We start from the raw sequence: 22,045 nt of genomic DNA on the forward strand, positions 1-22,045 counted from the left end.
CTACCATTCGGACCATAGATGAGCGGAACGAGTTCGTTACTAGTGTTGGTCAGTGCAGGGTCCGGGGACAGCCCCCCAATTTTACAATTTTGAAGGTTTGGCCCCCCCGAATTCAGCATACAGCTTATAGCTTGACAAGGGCGCTATGTCTCGTTAGAGTCTGCGCATATGGCAGCACAGTTTCAGGCCAGAGAGCTGACCAGCGATGAGCTAGAATTCTGGGATCGCCTGGTAGCCGGCTCCCCACAAGCGACAGTCTTTTGCTCCTCCAGGTTCTCAAGTGCGATTGCAGAAGCGACCGGACGGCCGTACAGGTTTGTTGCAGTTTTTAGAGGTGATAGGTTCATCGCCGGACTTCCCGTGTTCGACAGGAGAAAGGCTGGCATACTGATAGCCCAACAACCACCTCTCGTTCCCCATCTAGGATTGATAGTCTCTGCCGAGGTTGAGGCAGATCATCCGAGAAGGCGTGAATTCAACATTTTCCAGGCATGCAAAGCCCTCTCTGATTGGTTCATCAAGAGATACGATTACATCTATGTCTCACATCACCCGGGTCTGACCGATCTTCGGCCCTTCACCTGGCAGGGCTGGAAGGAGAAGGTTTGTTATACTTGCCGGATTCGCCTGGAGACCTTCAGCGTTGACACGCTCCACTCCAGCATAAGAAAACAGGTGGCCAAGGCAAAGAGAGAAGACGTACAACTCGAAAAGTCAGAGGATCTGACCGCTCTTTCAAAGATGGTGGCGATGAGTTATGGGAGACGAGGAAGGGAAGTTCCGTTCAGCGAGAAGTATCTTGAAACCCTCTTCCGCAAGCTCTGCGGGCAGGGACTCGCCCATCTCTACTATGCGAAAGACCGAGAAGGACGAGTAGTCTCCGGGAGAATAACACTCGAGAGTTTCAACGTCATCTATGACTGGGTTGCCGGGGCAGATCCGACGTACTATGATAGCGGCGCCACCTCATATCTTCTCTATAGTCTCATAGAGAAGTCAAAAGCAGACCATGAAATTTTCGACCTGATGGGAGCAAACACGCCCACGATCGCCGTCTTCAAGTCAAACTTTGGCGGGCAAATCACACCGTACTATTTAACCAGCAAGCCGGGCACCGTCAAGGGCAGTCTTGCCCTGTTTTGCCTCGAGATTTTGTCCCGTTGGAGAAAGACGTGAAACTTGCCTGTGTGGTCTCCTGCAGCGATAGTGTCAAATGTGAGGCCGAATATTCTCTTAGCTACTGCCTTTCCAGTCTGGGTTTCTTTTCTGCTCCCTACACCTCTGACTCACAGGGGACCCTTCTTTGCTATGGAGAGATTCCAGAAGAGGTGATGGAAAGGGTCTTGAAGGGTGATTGGGTGGTGAACATCTTGCACGACCCTGGAGGGTTTGAGGGAATGGTGAATGGAAAGGACTTGCCCAGGGCAAAATCAAGAGGAGCTGGTGGATCAGGTCCGGTCGCTGTTTTCTTTGTGTGTGAAGAGAAGGAAGGGGTTAGTCTCAGAGAAATGGTGGTGGCTGACGGTTCCAAGCTGACTCTTGTGAGTGAAGAAAGGATGGGAGAAGGTGGAATCATCACTGTCCATTTCGATCTTCTGGCCAGTATCTTCTTTTTTCTTTCGAGAGCGGAGGAGGTGTTCTCCAACAAAACGGATGAATTCGAAAGACCGCCGCAGGAGTTGGCCATCTGCGCCAGGGAAGGGTTTGAAGAGGAACCGGTCGTGAACACGTATATTCTCTTGGTTCAAGAGCTGCTCATCCTGGCCGCGCATCGTTCAGGCCGGATGCTATTAAGGAAACTTGAATGGCCAGCAGGCCAGGGCTACTGCGTCAGTCTTACACACGATGTGGACAGGCTCGCGAAGTGGCGCGGCAGGTCAATTCTGAAAGGAATACTGACTGGAAAGACAAGAGAGGTCTTCTCTTCCGTGAGAAAGAGCAAATCCGATCCCTGGTGGAATCTTGACCATATTTGTGAGACCGAAAAGAAGATCGGAGTCCGGTCTACGTTCTACTTCTTTACAGATAGAGGCGGAGAACACGGAGGAAGGTATGACTGCGTCTCCATCAAGGAATTGCTGAGGGACCTTGTTGATGGTGGATGGGAGATAGGCCTTCACGGTTCATATGCGTCGATGACGGACAAGAGCAGGCTGATTAAAGAGAAGATGAGGCTGGGAGAAGCTGCCCAAACCGACATCGCCGGCATCAGGCAGCATTATCTGAGGGTGAAGATTCCAGAAACAATCGAGAACATGGAGATCGCTGGTTTTAGCTATGATGCGAGCGTCGGTTTTTCAGACAGAGTTGGATTCAGAGCTTCAATGTGCCTGCCGTACCACTTATATGATTTCGAGAATAGAAAAGCCTTCGACATTCTGGAGATACCCATTTCTATCATGGACAGGGGCTTGCCGGGGGATGTGAAGAGGAGAAAGCAAGAGGCTAGAAGAATAGTACAGAGCGTGAAAGAAGGCAGGGGTGTCCTTTCACTTCTCTGGCACCAGAGTATGTTTGACGACGCTGATTTTCCTGGACTGGGCCGGCTGTATGAGTGGCTGCTGGGTATGGTTTCGGCTGACAATCCTTTTTTTGCAAACCACGTGGAGCTGTACAGGTGGTGGCGGAAGCGGGGGCAGGTTTCTATCGTTTCTTCAGAGGAGAAAGGGGCGGGGACAGTTCTGAGGATTGTATCGGGAGAGGAGATTCCACTAATGAGTTTCGAGGTGTTTGGAAGGGTCAGTGGGGTCAGTTGCGAAGGGGCAACTCTGAAAGAATTCTGCCTGAAAGAAGGAGATAGGTCCGTTTTTACGATTTGTGACATAAGAAGTCCCGGCTTTGGACTTTCTATTGAGCATGGCGATGAGTCCTGAGACAAGAAGATGGCCAGCCTTGGCTGGACTGGTTCTGATTCTGGCCATAATGCTTGTCCTTGAGGCTGTATTCTTCGGTTATCTGGTGGATGACTCCTTCATCTCCTACAGGTACGCAGAGAATCTCAGGGCAGGTAACGGTCTCGTCTTCAATCCAGGGGAGCGTGTAGAGGGCTATTCGAACTTCCTCTGGGTCATCATTCTAAGAAGCCTTATGTCAACAGGCGTCTCGCCCATCGTTGCCAGCAAATTCCTAGGAGTTGTACTGAGTATCGGTTCCATTCTCATTCTCTTTTTTCTTTCGAAGAACCTTTCTGACAGGCGTGGCATTTTCGTGCTCAGTTCCGTATTTCTGACAGCTACGGACATAGGTTTCATCAGGTGGTCAGTCGCAGGCATGGAGACTCAGCTGGCGACTTTTCTTTTCCTGGTTGCACTTTTCTTCTTCATCAAGGAGATAGAGGCGGATTCGAGTGTGCCGATGTCAAGCATTTTCCTCGGATTGTGCTCTCTTACGAGGCCAGAGGCCCCTCTTCTCTTTGTGGCAGGTCTTGCCTTCAGACTCTGGATCATCAGGAGGAAATGGTCGACTCGTGACACTGTGTGGGTTCTTGCCTATCTAGCTATCTTTGTCCCATACCTTATTTTCAGAGTATCCTACTATGGATACTTGTTTCCCAACCCTTACTATGCCAAGACCGGAGGAGGTCTGAAGCAGATCATAGTCGGTCTAAGGTATGCCAATCAGTTTTTCTCTCTTAATGGAGGCTATCTTCTTTTACCTTTGATTTCACTTCCCTTTATTTCAGGGAGATCGAGGCTTTCTCCTCTCTACCCGTTCTTGATTGCCTACCTGTTTTTCATAGTGTACGTGGGTGGAGATCACATGAAAGATTTCCGCTTCTTCGTTCCCATTCTGCCGGTTGTGTTTCTTCTTGCTCAGGAGGGGCTTTCGGAGTTTGCCCGATTGTTGAAACGATGGGGAAGAGTGGTCCTTGTTCTTTTTCTACTGGGCTTTGCCTTTTCTAATCTGATCCAGGACTATTTTGAAACTTCAGTTGTATGGTGGGGTGATGTGAGAGGGCAGATAGAACTCCTGAAGATGAAAGTAAGAAACCCTGAGAAAGTGTACGACAGAGCAAAAGTGGGTCTCTGGCTCAAAGATAATGTGGCGCCTGACAGAGTCGTCGCGGTGGAAGACTGCGGTATGATACCTTACTATTCGGGCTTGCGGACAATCGATATGTTTGGATTGATGGACACACACCTTGCCCATCTTAAGGGGATGATGCACAAGAAGTTTGATGCGTCCTATCTCCTTGACAGGAAGCCGGACGTGATCGTCCTCATCAGGTACCCCGAATGGAAGGACGGCCAACCATTCTGGCAATCGAACGTTGACAGGGAGCTCATCTCCAGCAGCAGGTTCAGATATGAATACAGACTCCTCCACAGGATAGAGGGCACCACCCGCTGGTTTTTGATTTTTGAAAGAATGGAGCCCCTTGAAGTACAGTAACTACAACGTCCACTACAGACTGAATGGAGAGGTTTTCGATTTCGAGAAGGAGATAGAGCTTCCCCACCGGAAGGCGGTTCTAATACTCCAGCAGTACATACTGAGGATGGGCAGGCTCGGGAAGACCGAATCAGTCCTTGATATCGGCTGCGGTTCAGGATGGATCCTGAGGACCTTGGCAAACTCCGGTCTGGTGAACCTCTATGGTATTGATATTTCGCGAGGTCAGTATATGAAACAGAAAGAAAAGCCTGGCCTCCCGGTTGCCTTTGCAGAGGCAGACGCTTATTTCTTGCCATTCAGGGAGGAGAGCATGGATGTGATCTTGATGAGCGAGATTCTGGAGCATCTTGAGACCCCTGCTGATGCTGTAGGTGAGGCTGTAAGGGTTCTTAGGAAGGGCGGGAAGCTCCTCATCACTGAGAAAAGATACGCCACACTCTGTGCATACACTGCAACAGGAAAACTCCCATAAACGCTCACGTTCAATCTTTCGATTTCGAACGCGTGCGGAAGTTGCTGGAGAATGAAGGGCTCCAGGTCACAAACATCAGTCATCTATTGAACAAGGCTCTGGTCCTTTTGCGAATTCACGTCCTGCTCAGCTTTCTGCCCCTCTCTCTCTGGCTGCTAGTTGACAGAGCTGTAGGGCTTGTTTTCAACAGGTGGACCAACATATGTGCTCGTGCCCACAGACCTCTCTGAAATGAAACACTCACTCACAATAAAGACAGGCATCATAGCCCTGTCAAATGTTATCAGGATGGCCGGGCTTCTGGTCATCAACGCAATACTGGCCAGGATCCTGACGAGGGACGCATACGGAACATACCAGCAGGTTTGGCTCGTCTACGCCACTATTTTTCCTGTCTTTATGCTCGGTATTCCAGCTTCCCTGTACTATTTCCTGCAGCACTCAGATGAGAGAGAAAGAGGATCGATCATGGCTAACTCCTTTCTCCTTCTCCTTTTCTCAGGTCTGGTCATGACAGTTCTGGTGGCGGCCGGTGCAGGTGGCATAGCGAAACTGTTCGGGAATCAACACCTCGCGCTTCCACTCCGCATCTTCTCCGCCTACTCACTTTTCACAGTCTCGACTCTTTGGGCAGAGCCCTTCTACATTTCGACAAATCGGCACAGTGTGGTTCTCTTTGTCACTGCTGCCTCCACTCTTGGTCTTGTGATTTCTGTTGTTCCTCTTGCAGCATTGGATAGGCCCCTTTCTCTCGTCTTTCTCGCGGTTGTCTGCTATTCAGCCCTGAGATTTGCGGGCCTGGGTCTGATGCTAGGGAGAGACAGAAAGCTTATCGGCAGAAGTCCTGACCGTTCTCTGACTGGCAGGCAGTTGGCGTATTCAGTCCCGGTGAATGCAAGTGAGATAATAGGTTCTGTATCAAAGAACGTCGACAAGGTGATGGTCTCCAGGTTCCTCAGTCCATCCTCCTACGCCATCTATGCCAACGGCGCGATGGAAATTCCCATTTCGGCTTTGCTTGTAGGATCTATATCTTCGGTGATATGGCCCTCACTTTCCCGGATGCACCAGGAGAAGAAAACCGGCAGCCTCCTGTCGGTCTGGCTCAACACGACGGATAAGACTGCATTCGTTGTTATGCCTCTCTTCTTCTTCTTTGTCCTGTATGCGCCCGATTTTATGGTGACACTCTTCTCACAGAAGTATCTTGCGAGCGCCACGCCGTTCAGGGTGCACCTTCTTGTTCTCCCCCTGAGGATTGCGCAGTATGCCGTTCTTCTTCTTTCCATGGGTGCCGCAAAGGCCGTCCTCTTTGGCGCGGCGGGAGATTTTGTGGTCAAATTCGGACTGAGCCTCGCTCTCATCAGGCCTCTTGGGTATGTTGGGCCAGCAGTAGCCGCAGTCTGCTCAACCTGGCTCCAGGTGTTCTACTACCTGTACATCGCAAAAAGGATTCTGGGAGTAGGATTTCGAAAAATCCTGCCGTGGGGCAGGCTTGCCAGAACTTGTATTATTGGTGCCATTGCGTGCGGTTGCAGCTATCCCGTGAGGCTCTCATCCTTAGATCCCTTACACCGACTCCTTGTTGGTGTTCTGGTCTTTGCCGCCGTGTATCTTCTCTTTTTCTATTGGTTTGCGAGAGAATCGATGCCGACTATCTTAAGCCGCAGGAGAGACTCTTGAACGGAGAGGTTCACTACTGGAAGTCCGTGGTTGGATCACGACGCGGGCAGGGAGTATCATCCGAAGCTCATCGCAAAGCAGGTTTTCGAAGGAGGAAGCCTTGCGTCTGAAGATCTGCCACGTTACTACAGGGCATGAGCTTGATGATGGAAGAATATTTCATAAGGAGGCGGTGAGCCTTGCCCGGAGAGGATTTGAGGTGGCAGTCCTGGGCCCGGCAGATGTGCCGTCATTCTCAAGAAGCGGCGTTGCTTTCGTCACAGTCCCGAAGGCCCCCTTCAGGAATAGAATCATAAGAAAAGCCTTGCTTCTTTTCAGGATCAGGGTGAAATCTATACTGATGCGGTATCATGTATACCACTGCCACGAGATGGATGCTGTTATAGCAGTCCTTCCCAACCTGTTCTTCGGTTCAAAAATAATATATGATGTGCATGAGCACTTTCCTGAGAACTACAGTGATCGCCTGAACAGACTGTGGCTTGCACTTCTGAAGATATTGGACAAATCCGTCTCAAGGGTTGTACAATTGGTGATAACTGTTGATGAGACACTTGCAGAAAAATACAAGGATTCCAGCAGTGTCGTAGTCGTACACAACTACCCCATATATAAATCCTATTCCCCTCCTGAACAAAGAAGAGACAAGAATCTTGCCATCTATGTTGGTGGAATTAGTGAACAGAGGGGAACGGTGGAGATGCTGGAAGCGCTTGCCCTTGCACGCAGTAAACACACTAGCCTCCGTTTGAGAATAGTTGGGAGGTTTGCCGAAGACGCCTTTCGTGAGACCGTTCAGCGGAAGATATCACAACTGAAGCTTTCTGATGCTGTTGAGATAATTGACTGGGTGCCGTTCGAAGATATCCCAGGGATGCTTCAGCAAGCTGGTTTTGGCATCTCCTTTTTGAAGTCTCTGCCCAGGTATACCCTGGCAATACCCATTAAGGTGTACGAGTACATGGCTGCTGGTGTCCCTGTGATTGCCAGCCGCTTTCAGGACACTTTGCGGTTGCTTGATGCTGAGAGATGTGGTATAACAGCAGAGCCTGGAAGTGTGCAGTCTCTCTCAGATGCAATCTGTGTCGTTCTTAAGGACTTGAAGGAAGCAGAAAACATGGGAAAAAACGGGCGTCTAGCAATCAAGCAGAAATACAACTGGGAGAATGAGTCACAAATTCTGATTAGAGCCTATGAAAGAATTACAGAAGCTGCTGGCAGACCTCAATCCTGAACAGAGGGTAGCTGTCACGTGGCCCGAAGGGCCGGTTCTGATACTTGCCGGTGCAGGTTCAGGAAAGACGAGGGTGCTCGCCTACAGGATTGCATACTTGATTGGTCACAAAGGGGTAAAGCCACAGAACGTTCTGGCAGTTACGTTTACGAATAAGGCAGCTGAAGAGATGGCGCAGCGTGTCCAGAACCTGCTGGAGGGTGAGATGAAGCCATTGTGGCTAGGAACCTTCCATTCTGCGTGTGTGAGGATATTGAGAAGGGATGGAGAATACGTCGGGTACGCCCGCAACTTCTCTATCTTTGATGAGACCGACAGCCTTTCTATCTTGAAAGAGATTATGAAGGAACTCAAACTGTCTGAGAGGGAATATAATCCAAAAGCGATAAGGTCAAGAATAAGCGGTGCAAAGAATGCCCTCGTCGGGCCTGAAGGTTATCCTGTTTCAAATCGATATACAGAGCAGGTGGTCAGGGTGTATGCCGCATACAACGCGAGACTGAGGCAATACAATGGCCTGGATTTCGACGACCTGCTCCTCAAAGTTGTCGAACTCCTCTCTGGCTACGAGAATGTGAAGGACATCTACTCAGACCGCTTCCGGCACATCCTGGTGGACGAATACCAGGATACAAACAGGGCTCAATATCTGATAGTCCAGCTTCTCTCTTCAAAACACAGAAATATTTTTGTTGTCGGAGATGATGATCAGTCAATATATGGATTCAGGGGAGCTGACATAAACAACATACTCGATTTCGAAAAGGACTTCCCGGATGTGAAAACTGTTAGGCTCGAACAGAACTACAGGTCTACTAGGCTAATACTGAATGCCGCCTCGTCTGTGGTCAGGAACAATGTGGGGAGGATGGGGAAAGAGCTGTGGACAGAGAATGAAGAGGGAGAGAAGCTTGTTCTCATAGAGGCTGCTGATGAGGAGGATGAGGCAATGATGATATGTGAGAACCTCTTCAGAAGCGGACGCAATCTTCGAGATTTCGTCATTCTGTACAGGACAAATGCACAGAGCCGGCCCATAGAAGAGACGATGAGAAGGGCCGGACTCCCTTACATTGTTGTCGGTGGGATGAGATTTTATGAAAGGAAAGAAGTGAAGGACATTATCGCGTACATGCGCCTTGTGGTGAATCCAAAGGACTCTGTCAGCTTAAAAAGGATTGTGAACTCACCCAAAAGAGGTATCGGACCGGCTGTAGTGGGCCGCCTGGAGAGGTTCGCAGGCGAACAGGGCATCAGTCTTTACGAATCAATTTTGAGGATAGAAGAGATAGAAGAGATTCAGGAACGTTACATGAATGCCCTCAGAGGTTTCAGAAATGTGATAGAAAAGGCGAAGGCGAGCGTGGATGAACTGGGTGCAGCCGAGCTTATGTCGCAGATGATTGATGATGTCGGCTACATAAGGGAGCTGGAGCAGGAGAGGACAAGGGAGGCTGGATCGAGAATAGAAAATGTGAGGGAACTCCTCTCCTCTGCTGTATCATATGAGGAGAGGGCTACGGACAGGTCAATACGGGGATTCCTGACTGAAGTTTCTCTCTTTACTGCCATAGATGGGTGGAACGAGAAGCAGGAGGCGGTTACTTTGATGACTGTCCACAATGCCAAAGGATTGGAATTTCCTGTCGTCTTCATATCAGGGCTTGAAGATGGACTCTTTCCTCACTCTTCATCTTTCGAATCTCCTTCTGAACTCGAGGAGGAGAGGAGGCTTTTCTATGTGAGCATGACAAGGGCCAAGGAGAAGGTCTATCTCAGTCATGCAAGGGAGCGGACCAGATTCGGCGGGCCCATGCCTTCTTTCCCTTCCAGATTCTTGAAGGAAATACCCGAGGATTTGATTGACACTGAGAAGAGCAAGTTCTCACAGTTTGACGTCGGTGACATTGTGAGACACCCTGATTGGGGTGTGGCAAAAGTCCTCAGGTTGGAGGGAGACGGGGATGATGTGAGGGCTGTACTCAGATTCGAGGCAGGGTTTGAAAAACTTGTTATGTTGAAATATGCTGGACTGACCAGAGCCAGCAAGGAGGACCAGTGGGGATAGATAGAAAAGAGGTAGAGCACATAGCCGAACTGGCAAGGCTTGCCTTGTCAGAAAAAGAGAAAGAACTGTTCACCGACCAGTTGACTGACATCGTCGATTATGTAGAGAAACTGAAGGAGCTGGACGTTGAAAAAGTTGAACCCACCTGCCATATCGAAGAAATGACGAACAGGTTCAGAGAAGACAAGCCGGGAGATGAGCTGTCAAGGGAGAAGGCAACAGCCAACGCGCCGGAATGCGAGGCAGGACAGTTCCGTGTGCCACTGGTGGTCAAGGACATCGGCCCTGTCAGTTAAGAGGAGGAAGGGTTGATTTTTGAGAAGAGCTGCCGCGAGCTTTCAGAACTTCTGAGAAAAGGAGAGGTCTCTTCGGTCTCTCTGGTCCATGAAGCACTGGCCAGGATCAAGTCGATTGATTTGAACTCCTTCATAACCATCTGTGAGAATGAAGCCCTGGAGGCGGCAGAGGAAGCGGATCGGCTCCTCCGCTCCAAGAAGAAGTTGAGCCCTCTGTGCGGGATTCCAATTGGGCTGAAGGACAACCTGGTAACAAAGGGTGTGGAGACGACATGTGGCTCAAAGATACTGAAAGGGTTCATCCCTCCGTTTGACGCCACTGTCGTAGAAAGGTTAAAGCAAGCAGGCATGGTTATCGTGGGAAAGACGAACATGGATGAGTTCGGCATGGGCTCATCCACTGAGAACTCCCATTTTGGCCCTGTACGCAATCCATGGGATAGAGAGAGAGTGCCTGGGGGGTCGAGCGGAGGGTCTGCGGCTGCGGTGGCGTCAAGACAGGTACCGCTGGCGCTGGGGTCAGATACGGGCGGGTCAATAAGGCAGCCGGCGTCATTTTGCGGGACGGTCGGCTTAAAACCGACATATGGGTGTGTGTCAAGGTACGGGCTGGTCGCGTTCGCTTCTTCACTGGACCAGATCTGTCCGATGGCCAACTCGGTTGAGGACTGTGCGTTTCTACTGGAGGCGATGGCTGGAGAGGACGCCAGGGATTCCACTTCGGTCCCTGTGGCGGTTCCCCACTATCCAGAACTGATAGGGGAGAACGTCAAGGGAATGAAAATAGGCATTCCAAAGGAATTCTTTGGCAAAGGCCTGGACGAAGAAGTGAAGAAATCAGTTGATGGTGCTACTCATCTACTTGAGGAATTAGGCGCTCAGACTATTGAGGTCTCCCTTCCGCACACTGATTATGCGATAGCCACGTACTATCTCATCGCCAATGCGGAAGCCTCCTCAAACCTCGCAAGATATGACGGCGTACGATATGGTTACAGGACAGAAAATTTTCCCGACCTCTCTGCCATGTATTCAAAGACAAGGGATGAAGGGTTTGGAGATGAGGTAAAAAGGAGGATAATGCTGGGTACTTACGCTCTCAGCGCCGGCTACTACGATGCGTACTATCTCAGAGCCTTGAAAGTGAGGACGCTCATAAAGTCCGACTTCGATAAGGCTCTTGAGAGCGTGGACTGCCTGGTCACTCCAACCTCTCCAACTGTTTCTTTCAAAATAGGGGAGAAGATTGATGACCCTCTTTCCATGTATCTATCCGATGTGTATACAGTATCGGTTAGCCTTGCCGGCCTCCCCGCCGTCAGCGTGCCGTGTGGGTTCTCAGCCTCAGGGCTGCCTATAGGGATGCAGATAATCGGGAAGGCTTTCGATGAGTCGACCATTCTAAGAGTGGCTAAGGCCTTTGAGTCTTCCAGCAATAGCACAGGCAAGATACCACCTGCTGCGGAGGCCGACATTGGAGTATGAGACTGTAATAGGCATGGAGATACACGCCCAGTTGGCAACCAGAACGAAGGTGTTCTGCGGTTGTTCGACAGAGTTTGGTGCTGATCCCAATGTTCACGTATGTCCTGTGTGTCTCGGGATGCCCGGAGTGCTCCCTGTGCTGAATAAAGAGGTTGTCAATCTTGCCATAAGGGGCGCTCTTGCCTTGAGGGCGAAGATTCAAGGGATGAGCAGGTTTGCCAGGAAGTCCTATTTCTATCCGGATCTACCAAAGGGGTACCAGATATCACAATACGAAGAATCATTCGCTACAGATGGCTATGTGATGATAGACAGCGATGGGAAACGAAAGAAGATACGTGTAAAGAGGATGAACCTTGAAGAAGACGCTGGTAAGTCGATTCACGAGCAGAGCACGACTCTTGTGGATTTCAACAGATGCGGAGTTGCTCTTCTTGAGATAGTCACAATGCCCGATCTGAAAAGCCCGGAGGAGGCGGTCGCATATCTCAGGACGGTCAGGAGACAGCTGCAGTATGCGGGAGTCTCCTCATGCGACATGGAGAAAGGGCACTTCAGGTGCGAGCCGAACGTGTCTGTTCGGCCGGCCGGGTCAGATAAGCTTGGAACGCGGACTGAGCTCAAGAACTTGAACTCATTGAAAGCAGTAGAAAGGGGCTTGAGGTTTGAGATTGAAAGGCAGATAGGCTTGCTCAAGAGAGGAGAGCAGGTTGTTCAGCAGAGTCTGCTCTGGGACGAGAAAGAGCAGAAGGCGGCTCCCATGCGGGCCAAAGAGGAAGCTGAGGATTACAGGTATTTCATAGAGCCGGATCTCGTTCCTCTGATCGTGGACACTCCGTGGGTGGAGAAGGTCAAATCGGACGTGCCAGAGCTTGCTGATGATAGAGCGGAGAGATTTGTCAAAGAATATGGGATAAGACCGTATGACGCTGGAGTCCTCACATCCACAAGAGAACTTGCTGACTACTATGAGAGAACAATAGGGTTTCACAAAGACCCCACCGGGCTGGCCAACTGGATAAGTACTGAGGTCCTTGGCTTGATGCATGAAAAGGGGATAGCAATCAGAGAACTGAAGGCCAGGCCGGAACATCTTGCTGAGCTTTTCGACCTGATAGCAGATGGCTCGATAAACAAGAAGATGGCCAAAGAGATATTCATGGAGATGGCAGAGAAAGGGATGGGGGCTAAGGCGATTGTGTCTCAAAAGGGCTTAAGACAGGTGACGGACGAAAAAGAACTGGAGGATATGATAACAAGGGTTTTGAGCGAGAACCCGAAAGAAGTGGAGAGATACTTTGGTGGGAAAGATGCGCTCTTTGGATTCTTTGTAGGGCAGGTGATGAAGGCAAGCAGGGGTAAAGCCAACCCGAAACTGGTAAACGAAATACTTAGAAGGCAACTGGACAAGCGTAAGAACTCCCCCAATTCCCAGTAACGACTGCCGCGCTGTCACCATTTTGAGACCCGGGTTTCTGGAGTAGCCGAGCTTGATCGACGTCTGAGCGCGCCACCCCGTGAGACGGGGCAGGCAAGTGGCGCTACTCCAGTGTCAGGTTCAATGAGACAAGCAGGATGAAGCGACATCGACCGCCACACATCTATGTTGACAACGCCGACTATTTCTTGACAATGGCCACCTATGAACATCACTCCCTTTTTGACACTGATGAGAAAAAGTGGTTGCTGAAAGCAGCACTGGATCATGCTGTAAACACATCGGGGTATTTTCTCCATGGTTGGGTTATCCTCTGTAGTCATTTGCACGTACTGATCAGAATCACGTTGGGAGCAACATTGCCCGGATTTGTGTCACGAATCACTGGAAAGAGTGGGATTGAACTGAACAAACTGGACGGCAAACCAGGGCGTCGTGTGTGGTATCAATATTGGGATCGTTGTGTCAGAAACGAATCCGACTTCTACGTGCGGCTAAACTATATACACCAGAATTGCGTGAAGCACGGTTATGTGGACGATATGAGTTTGTATCTATTCTCGAGCTATCGCGAGTACGTCGAGAGACGCGGGCAGAAGTGGGTAGATGAGTGCTTCAGGATGTACCCGGTTGTGGATTTCACCCCGGAGGAAGGTCTGGAGTAGCCCAACTTTCCCTCTACAAGCTTGGGATTTCGCTTCGCTCGGCGTGGGGGCGCGCCGCAAGCGGCGCTACTCCAAGGTCGAGGCAGGTAGTTTGGAGTAGCCGAGCTTGCTCGGCGTCTGAGCGCGCCACCCCGTGAGACGGGGCAGGCAAGTGGCGCTACTCCAGAGTGGAGGCTCGGAGCGATGTGATTGTGTTTTCTGCGTGTAGCCTAGAGGTAGTTTGGAGTAGCCGCCTGCCCGGGCCGTGCGACGGCCGGCCGTTTCACGGCCTCCCGAGCACTTTGGTACGCTCCTCGTGGAACGAGGCAGGCAGCATAAACTCCACCGAGGGGAGCGTGCCGAAGGGCGAACCGCCCCTACTCTTCTACCGGATCTTGGTCTGCTCTGGCGAGAGCGTCACAAGTCGTCCCTTGTATTCCTCGAGTGTGTGGTTCCTCAAGAAATGTTCCACCAGTGCGATTTCGTCCTCGATTTTTAGATTCCCGATTCGGAGATACACGATTCCGAGCACCATTGTGGAGTTAAACCGATACTGGTTAGTGAAGTGAAAATCCCTTGTGATCAAGAGGCGTGGACCATCCTGGGCCAGTTTCCAGACCTTCTCGTCGGGAATGCCCTTGCTTGCGATTTCAGAGATGTGCTCAACTTCGTGCCCCAAGGCCTTCAGACGGGGAGAAAGCGACCGTGAAACATTTTCGTCTACCAGGATCTTCACGCGGGCACTGTCTTTTCAGTGGCGAGATATGCGGCGTACTCAAGACAAGCGTTCACATCCTCTCGGGTGATCCGGGGGAAATTGCTGAGAACAGCCTCTACCGAATCACCCGCAGCCAGGTGGCTAAGAATGATCTGCACAGGAATGCGGGTATCTCTAATGCATGGCTCTCCGCCGGAAATAGCCGGATCAGAAACGATGCGGTCGTTCAGTTTTTTTGCCTGTTTCATCTCCATTCACTCTTTCTTACTGTGCGACGCTGATTTTACCAGAGACAACTCCATCACGTCAACAGGAAACTCCACTGCGATAGCCAGCTGTCTGCAGGCTGCGCAGCTTATAGGGTTCCGTAATGGGGGGAGTCTGGACTTGACAGAGGATGTTGGCCCAGATAGGATGAGCCCCAGCTAAAAAGGCACTCGTCCCAGGAGGCACCTATCCAAAGGCAAATGTCGGAGTCGAATAGATCAAGATTGATTCTGACGGTAGTAAGTGTGGTCTGTGCTCTCCTTGCTCTATTTCGCCTCATCAGCGGCCATTTCCCAACTGCCAGATTGTGGGGCCTCAACCATCTAGCCTATTTCCCACTCCATTTCAGGATTTTGATTACGGTCGCAGGGCTTCTCGTTTGCCTGCCGGCAATACGCACCCTAGCCCTCAGAACAATGGAGAGACTTTTAGCAGTAAGGATTCCACTTAACAAACACTTGCTCCATCTTAGCATCGCCATCGGTTCTCTTCCAGTCTTTTGGTTCTTCAGATCTTCGACACCGCTTCTCGGCGACGGAACTCTTCTGATTACTGAGTTGAATCAAGGGATCAGTACAGCGACAATTCGGAAAGAACCGCTCACGGTTCTTGTCAACTTCCATCTTTCTCGATTACTGAACCGATTTTTCAGTTGGGATGTGGAAACTACCTGTGCCGTAATTGGCTGTGTATTGGGGGTTCTCTTCGTCTTTTTGGTGTTGAGATTTTTGGATTTCCTGAAGGTCTCTTCAGCAACCAAGTGGTTATTCTTCACGGTCATAGTTATCATGGGAAGTTCTCAGTTGTTCTTCGGCTATCTTGAAAACTACACATTCCACTACGTGACAGTGTTCGCGTACATACTTTTGGGCATGCGCTTCATAAAGGGACGCCGACATCTTGTTCTGCCATTATTATTATTTCTTCTGTGCTTCGGCTTCCACAATCAGGCGGTGGTTCTGTCCCCTTCGCTCCTTTTTCTCTTGGTCTTCTCCCTCGGGAGGAGAAAGCCCATTGTCATGCGCTTTCTAACGTTCAGAAATGTTTGTGCCGGTGCAATCATAAGTCTGTTTGTCTTCGCTGGGATTTACTTCTTGAAGGGATTTCATATCGAGGGTGGCATTTTCTTACCGCTGATCCGACCCCTGGGAAGAGGCGACTTGTATACACTCTTCTCCGGCAACCATCTCATTGACATTGGCAATCAGCACCTCTTGATATCCTCATCCGGTATTATTCTGGTATCAGCGCTGATACTTTCCTCGTGGCGAAAGATTGACTGGAACGACCCCAACATCTCTTTTTTGTTTCTTGGCGCCTTCTATTTGCTAATTTTCAATTTCGTAGCGGATCCGGAGCTTGGGATGGCCAGGGATTGGGATCTATTTGCGACCAGTGGGATCGGCTACACCGTGCTCGCCGTCTTCCTCGTGACCAGGGTGGTGCGCGAAAAAAACTTTGCCCGGCACCTGGGGGTGGTTCTTGCTGGGACAGCAGTGGTCGCGGCGGTTCCTTGGTTCTTGATAAATGCCAACGAAAGCCGTTCCGTCGAAAGGTTCAAGAACCTCTTGGCACTTGGCGGCGAACGAACCGACTATGGGTATGAGGTCCTTGGTATTTTCTACAGAAAGAAAGGGATGACTGATGATGTCATCAGTGCGTTAGACAATGCCATCGAGGTCAATGCAGAAAACCCAAGATACTATATTATGCTGGGCAATGCCTACAAGAAAAAAGGACTATATGAACAGGCTATTTCTCAACACCGGCATGCAATTCAAATGAGACCCAATTACGCGCCGGCTTACATAAATCTTGGCTCTGTTTTTGCCAGGCAACACAGATATGAAGAAGCGTTGACAGCATACAAAAAAGCAGCCGAACTCGCGCCGAGAGTTCCCGAAACCTATAACAACATAGCCGACGCCTATTACCACATGGGGAAGTACGATCTAGCATGGAAGAATTTGAGAATTGCGGACAGTTTGGGGTTTGAAGTCAACCCAAAATTCATCAAGGCACTAGAACGAGTATCTGAAGAGCCGAAGTGATCCGGTTCCCGTGCTATGTGCCGTCCCCAAACGAGGCTCTGTGTTGTTGTTGGGGTGGGAGGGTATAGGATTTTCGTAGTTTAGATGGTGCAGAGGAGGGTTGGGGGGGATTTCGTGTGTTAGGGTATAGAGTACAGCGAGTATATAGGATGTTTTGAGAAATTTCTTGACAGCCCATAGTAAATCCGGTATACAATAGTACTTCAACAAACCACAGCGAACCTGACTGCCTTAAGCCGTAAAAAGTGTAACTTCCTCAAAGGGGGTAGTATGGTTAAGAAAAGTTTGTTTGTAGCGCTGGCACTTGCCGTGGTTGTGGTAGGCGCCATGGGATCATACAGGGCTACAAGTTCAAGGCCCGGTTTTCCTGACAGGCCTGTGACCGCCATGATGCCCGCGCCTGATGAAACCATCATCTATGACGACAGCCTGCTATTTCCTATCATGATTTTTGATGACATCGACAGATATTGGGCCGTTTATTTTCCTGCTAAGCCCGAAACTGCCTGTTCGGTGAAAGCCGGGCTAATAAGTATTTACGTGGGGCCTCCGACTGCCCCGGTGTGCAGTTTCTTTGTCTGGGACGAGGCTGGTGGGTTTCCAGGAGAGCCACCTGTACGTGAATCCACATTCATTCCAACTGGTTTTCCAGCGTGGGACAGAGTTGACGTAGAACCCGTTTATGTAACTGCGAGGGACTTCTACATTGGATATTGGCTTCCAAACGCAGGGTTTCCCGACCCGGAGCAGGACGTGCCGGCTTGCGACCTAAGTGGTCCAAGTGGACTCAGTTGGGTGTCGATGTTGCGGCCCTTTTGGGACCTTGTCCCGGTCATGTTCTTTGGATATATGGACCTGGGTATAAGAGCTATAGTCAGTTGTTACCCTCTTCCCCGGCACGACGTCGAACCGACGCAGCTTTTCGGGTTGCAGGATACTATTAACTGCGCCGATACTCTAAGATTAGAGGCCGAGGTGTTCAATCCTGGTGACTCGACCGAGAGCTTTGACGTGACCATAGAAATTGATACGACGGGCCTTCTTGTCTACACTAGCACGCGACCGGTCTCCAATCTGGTCCCGCTGGGCCGCGACACTGTTACATTCGATCCGGATTGGGTGGTTCCGGGAGTCGACAGTATGGACTACAGTGTTGTGGTCTATACGGAATTAGCCGGTGATGACAGCACAGAGAACGACACTCTCTTAGATTCGACATTCAGCTTCTGTGTGTGGATCGATGATGTGGGTCCACTGGGTCTCAATGCTCCTGGAGATTCCGTGTGGTGTGACTCCACTGTCGATGTCCAGGCCGCGGTACGCAACTACGGAAACCGATCCGAGACCTTTTACTTCAAAATCCTCATAGATGATTCTCTCGGAGCGCCTGTTTATGCCGAGAGCGTGAGTGTGACAAGTCTCACGCCTGGTGACTCCAACGTCGTATTCCCCCAGTGGCCGGTACCTGTTACCGACAGCATGAACTACACGGTCAGCATGATAACACTCTTGGCAGGGGATATAGATACGATAAACGACACTCTGATGGACGCGGTCTTCAGCAGATGCTTCTTCATAAGGGATGTTGGAGCCGTATCTGTTGTGATGCCGGGAGACACAGTGCTCTGCGACAGTGTATATACTCCCGAGGCTGAGGTCACGAACTATGGTGAGTTGACAGAAGACTTCGATGTTAAGTTCTTGATCGACACATCAGGGACCTACGTCTATGGAGACACATCAACAGTCTCCCTGCTAGCGCCTGCTGGGACTACAAATGTAACCTTCACGGGCTGGACAGTCCCTGTAGTGGCTGGCATTAACTACAACATTACTGTGTCCACTATCTTTGCTCCGGATATGAACTCTGGAAACGATGCTATTGCTGACAACACCTGGGGGAGGTGTGTGCAGAGGGATGTTGGAGCAGTATCTGTGGTGGTGCCCGGGGATACCGTATTGTGCGACAGCCTGTATGTTCCTGAGGCTGAGGTGACCAATTACGGTGAATTGACAGAAGACTTCGATGTTGAGTTCTTGATCGACACATCAGGGACCTACGTCTATGGAGACACATCAACTGTCTCCCTGCTAGCGCCTGCTGGGACTACGAATGTAACCTTCGCGGGCTGGACAGTCCCTGTAGTGGCTGGCATTAACTACAACATTACTGTGTCCACTATCTTTGCTCCGGATATGAACTCTGGAAACGATGCTATTGCTGACAACACCTGGGGGAGGTGTGTGCTGAGGGATGTTGGAGCCATATCCGTGGTGGTGCCAGGAGATACTGTACTCTGCGACAGCCTGTATGTTCCTGAGGCTGAGGTGAGTAATTTCGGAGAATTTACCGAGTCGTTCTCGGTTGAGTTCCTCATTGACACGTCAGGCGTTAACGTGTACGCGGATACGGTGGATACTGCACTTGCGCCGCCTGACACGCTCAACCTGACTTTCGCTGGTTGGGTAGTTCCTCAGGTGGATGCCATCAGCTATGACATAACGGTGTCCACGATTTTTGCCCTGGATATGAATTCTGCGAATGATGCAGTTGCTGACAGCACCTGGGGTATGTGTCTATGGTTCAGAGATGTGAGTCCCGTTGCCATCACGTGGCCCGTGGACACTGTCTACTGTGACAGTTCTAGTGCAGTGACAGCCCGCGTCACAAACGACGGACAGATCAGCGAGGACTTTTCCGTGGAAGCTCTTATTGAGACCTCCGGAGTTGCCATCTACGCCGAGACTACAGACGTGACGGGGTTGGTGCCGAATGATACGACGGACGCGGTATTTCCTGCCTGGACAGTTCCGCAGCTTGACTTCTTCTCATACGACGTAACAATAACCACACTTCTGGCAGGTGATGCCGTTGGTGCGAACGATACTTTGATAGGAACGACTTACGGGCTCTGTCCTCTGCACGATGGCGGAGTGGTGACCATAGACGCCCCACCTGAAACCGTGGACGTGGACAGTACTTACACCCCGTGTGCCACTGTCCACAATTACGGAAACAGGGCGGAAACGTTCGACGCGATTTGCACGATTAACGGGTACACTGACACCTCCACAGTAAGCAACCTGCTGCCCGATTCGAGCGTTCAGGTGTGCTTCCAGAACTGGTCTGCGCCCGGGCTCGGCCAATATACGATGTGTGTGAAGGCGTATGTGGTGAATGATGGGAACGCTGCGAACGATTCCCTATGTCAGGTGATTGAGTCTGTTACGGGTGTCGAGGAATCTCGTCTCTTTTCACGTGTTCCGAGGAGGACCCAGGTCTTCCAGAACAGTCCGAACCCATTCTCCAGAACCACTTCTATTGAATACGCCATCTCTAAAGAGGCGGCTGTGAGGTTATCCGTGTACGACGCAACAGGCCGTGTGGTTAAGGTTCTGGTTGCCGAAAACAAGTTAGCTGGTTATTACACAGCTAACTGGAATGGAACGGACGAAAACGGAATTGCGGCGCCGAGCGGTATCTACTTCTATAAACTTGAGTGCGGCAGGATTGTAGAGTCAAGAAAAATGGTGATTGTTAGGTAGGATTTGCCAGAAGGCGAACTGGCTGTTTCCGCCCGGGTTGGATTGCCCGGGCGGAGCTCTTTTGTTCCTTGTCTTGCAAGCACTTACAGAAAATGTTGTCGTTGTTTCCTTAGTCCCGTCGCAACGAACAGTTGCGTTTTTGTCTATTTCCGAAAATTGTCTTGACACCTTTTTGTGTCCGGGGTATACATTATGTCAACAGACAGCAGTCGAATAGATACGTGCAACTTAGGGTTCTAGGCCATAAGGGGGTCAAGGATGCTGAAGAAAGGTTTGTTTGGTTTTTTGGCTCTTGCTGTTGTTGTGGCGGGTGCCATTGGTTCCTACAGCAGCACAAGTTCAAGGCCAGATCTTTATGGGATGCTTCCATCTAAGATGATGCCCGCGCCTGATGAGACCATCATGTATGACGACGGCGGGCTGTTTCGTGTCATGATCATGGACAACTTGGACAGGTATTGGGCCGTACAGTTTGTTCCTGACAGCCTCTGTTCTTTGAAGGCAGGTCTGACTGCCATCTATGTCGGGGGGGGAGCTCCGTTTTGCAGTTTCTTTGTTTGGGAGGACCTTGGTGGTATGCCATTGGAGCCGCCCATTTATACGGATACATTTACCGCTGCTAGTTACCCGCTTTGGTACGCTAGTGTCCTGAGTCCTGCTTACATAACCGCAGATACTTTCTGGATTGGGTATTGGCTACCAAACGCAGGGTTTCCCGACCCGGAGCAGGACGTACCGGCTTGCGATATAACGGGCCCACAAGGTTGGAGCATGGAAGCGATTGTCAGACCGGGATGGGCACCCATCTGGGGGTCGTTTCCTGGATTTATGGATCTCGGTATCAGGGCAGTTGTGAACTATTTCAAACCGCTGCGTGATGTTGGCCCTACTGCGGTATTGAGTCCCGGTGATAGTGTTTATTGTGACAGCACGTATCCAATCCAGGGGAGGGTGGAGAACTTCGGTCAGCAGACAGAGACATTTAATGTTCGTTGTGAGGTAGACTCATCCGGGTTTGTATTTCTAGATTCGACGAAGACGGTGAACAACCTAGCTGCTGGTGACAGTGTTGATGTTACGTTCAGCACAGGTTGGCAGGTTCCTCTTGTAGATGCTATGGATTATGGGATAACGATAACGACGCAGATGGTGGGTGATGGTGATCCGACGAATGATACTCTTGTGGACACCACGTCGAGCGAGTGTTTGTGGATACGGGATGTTGGTCCTACTGCGGTATTGAGTCCCGGTGATAGTGTTTATTGTGACAGCACGTATCCCATTGAGGCCAGGGTGGAGAATTTTGGTCAGCAGGCGGAGACGTTTGATGTTCGTTGTCAGGTGGACTCATCCGGGTTTGTATTTCTTGATTCCATCAAGACGGTGAGCAATCTGGCTGCTGGTGACAGCGTTGATGTTACGTTCAGCACAGGTTGGCAGGTTCCTCCTGTAAATGCGATGGACTACGGGATAACGATAACGACGCAGTTGGTGGGTGATGCTGTTCCTGCGAATGATGTTCTTGTGGACACGACGACGAGTGAGTGTCTTTGGATACGGGATGTTGGTCCTACTGCGGTATTGAGTCCTGGTGATAGTGTTTATTGTGACAGCACGTATCCCATTCAGGCCCGTGTGGAAAACTTTGGTCAGCAGACGGAGACGTTTGATGTTCGTTGTCAGGTAGACTCCTCTGGGTTTGTATTTCTTGATTCCATCAAGACGGTGAACAACCTGGCTGCTGGTGA

The 22,045-nt window shown here is 50.5% G+C and carries 16 protein-coding genes; 14 read left to right on the forward strand and 2 right to left on the reverse strand.

All coding sequences use genetic code 11. The annotated features are described in order from the left end of the window. Positions 1-168: 168 nt before the first annotated feature. From E3J62_04235 to E3J62_04285, 11 genes are all read left to right on the forward strand, one after another. Positions 169-1,176: a GNAT family N-acetyltransferase gene (locus tag E3J62_04235; GenBank protein TET46419.1), complete on the forward strand. Its 1,008-nt coding sequence runs from the start codon at positions 169-171 to the stop codon at positions 1,174-1,176. Then, complete coding sequence (locus E3J62_04240; GenBank protein TET46420.1) at positions 1,173-2,873, forward strand: hypothetical protein; 1,701 nt, start codon at positions 1,173-1,175, stop codon at positions 2,871-2,873. Before E3J62_04235 ends, E3J62_04240 begins: the two co-directional genes overlap by 4 nt. Then, positions 2,839-4,392: a hypothetical protein gene (locus tag E3J62_04245; GenBank protein ID TET46421.1), complete on the forward strand. Its 1,554-nt coding sequence runs from the start codon at positions 2,839-2,841 to the stop codon at positions 4,390-4,392. The genes E3J62_04240 and E3J62_04245 overlap by 35 nt, the downstream gene beginning before the upstream one ends. After that, positions 4,379-4,867: a class I SAM-dependent methyltransferase gene (locus tag E3J62_04250; GenBank protein TET46422.1), complete on the forward strand. Its 489-nt coding sequence runs from the start codon at positions 4,379-4,381 to the stop codon at positions 4,865-4,867. The genes E3J62_04245 and E3J62_04250 overlap by 14 nt, the downstream gene beginning before the upstream one ends. Before the next feature lie 177 nt (positions 4,868-5,044). After that, entirely contained in the window at positions 5,045-6,550 is a 1,506-nt protein-coding gene (locus E3J62_04255) for a hypothetical protein (protein TET46423.1), read from the forward strand. Between the two features lie 100 nt (positions 6,551-6,650). After that, positions 6,651-7,784 carry a glycosyltransferase gene (locus E3J62_04260; protein TET46424.1) on the forward strand — a complete coding sequence of 378 codons (1,134 nt, stop codon included), beginning with the start codon at positions 6,651-6,653 and terminating at the stop codon, positions 7,782-7,784. Then, positions 7,744-9,852, forward strand: coding sequence for an ATP-dependent DNA helicase PcrA (locus E3J62_04265; protein ID TET46425.1), 2,109 nt, complete (start codon positions 7,744-7,746; stop codon positions 9,850-9,852). Before E3J62_04260 ends, E3J62_04265 begins: the two co-directional genes overlap by 41 nt. Beyond that, complete coding sequence (gene gatC / locus E3J62_04270; protein TET46426.1) at positions 9,843-10,148, forward strand: Asp-tRNA(Asn)/Glu-tRNA(Gln) amidotransferase subunit GatC; 306 nt, start codon at positions 9,843-9,845, stop codon at positions 10,146-10,148. Before E3J62_04265 ends, gatC begins: the two co-directional genes overlap by 10 nt. A gap of 12 nt (positions 10,149-10,160) precedes the next feature. Continuing rightward, positions 10,161-11,633 carry an Asp-tRNA(Asn)/Glu-tRNA(Gln) amidotransferase subunit GatA gene (gene gatA, locus E3J62_04275; GenBank protein TET46427.1) on the forward strand — a complete coding sequence of 491 codons (1,473 nt, stop codon included), beginning with the start codon at positions 10,161-10,163 and terminating at the stop codon, positions 11,631-11,633. Beyond that, positions 11,623-13,071, forward strand: coding sequence for an Asp-tRNA(Asn)/Glu-tRNA(Gln) amidotransferase subunit GatB (gene gatB / locus E3J62_04280; protein ID TET46428.1), 1,449 nt, complete (start codon positions 11,623-11,625; stop codon positions 13,069-13,071). Before gatA ends, gatB begins: the two co-directional genes overlap by 11 nt. 137 nt (positions 13,072-13,208) lie before the next feature. Further along, a complete protein-coding gene (locus E3J62_04285; GenBank protein ID TET46429.1) occupies positions 13,209-13,736 on the forward strand; it encodes a hypothetical protein in 528 nt (175 codons plus the stop codon). A gap of 364 nt (positions 13,737-14,100) precedes the next feature. On the opposite strand, the gene E3J62_04290 is transcribed toward E3J62_04285, so the two are convergent. Both E3J62_04290 and E3J62_04295 read right to left on the reverse strand, forming a co-directional pair. Then, complete coding sequence (locus E3J62_04290; protein ID TET46430.1) at positions 14,101-14,451, reverse strand: hypothetical protein; 351 nt, start codon at positions 14,449-14,451, stop codon at positions 14,101-14,103. Next, on the reverse strand, positions 14,448-14,681 hold the full coding sequence (locus E3J62_04295) for a DUF433 domain-containing protein (protein TET46431.1): 234 nt from the start codon (positions 14,679-14,681) through the stop codon (positions 14,448-14,450). Before E3J62_04295 ends, E3J62_04290 begins: the two co-directional genes overlap by 4 nt. 219 nt (positions 14,682-14,900) lie before the next feature. Here E3J62_04295 and E3J62_04300 point away from each other — a divergent pair, with 219 nt between their 5' ends. The 3 genes from E3J62_04300 to E3J62_04310 form a co-directional block, all read left to right on the forward strand. Then, positions 14,901-16,751 (forward strand): tetratricopeptide repeat protein, encoded by a 1,851-nt coding sequence (locus E3J62_04300; GenBank protein ID TET46432.1) that lies wholly within the window; start codon positions 14,901-14,903, stop codon positions 16,749-16,751. Positions 16,752-17,021: 270 nt separating this feature from the next. Further along, a complete protein-coding gene (locus tag E3J62_04305; GenBank protein TET46433.1) occupies positions 17,022-20,297 on the forward strand; it encodes a T9SS type A sorting domain-containing protein in 3,276 nt (1,091 codons plus the stop codon). Positions 20,298-20,555: 258 nt separating this feature from the next. Continuing rightward, positions 20,556-22,045: hypothetical protein (locus E3J62_04310; protein ID TET46434.1), on the forward strand; the 1,490-nt coding region annotated here is incomplete at its 3' end.

Source organism: candidate division TA06 bacterium, from assembly GCA_004376575.1.
In the GTDB taxonomy this organism is placed as follows: Bacteria; Hydrothermota; DG-26; order E44-bin18; family E44-bin18; genus E44-bin18.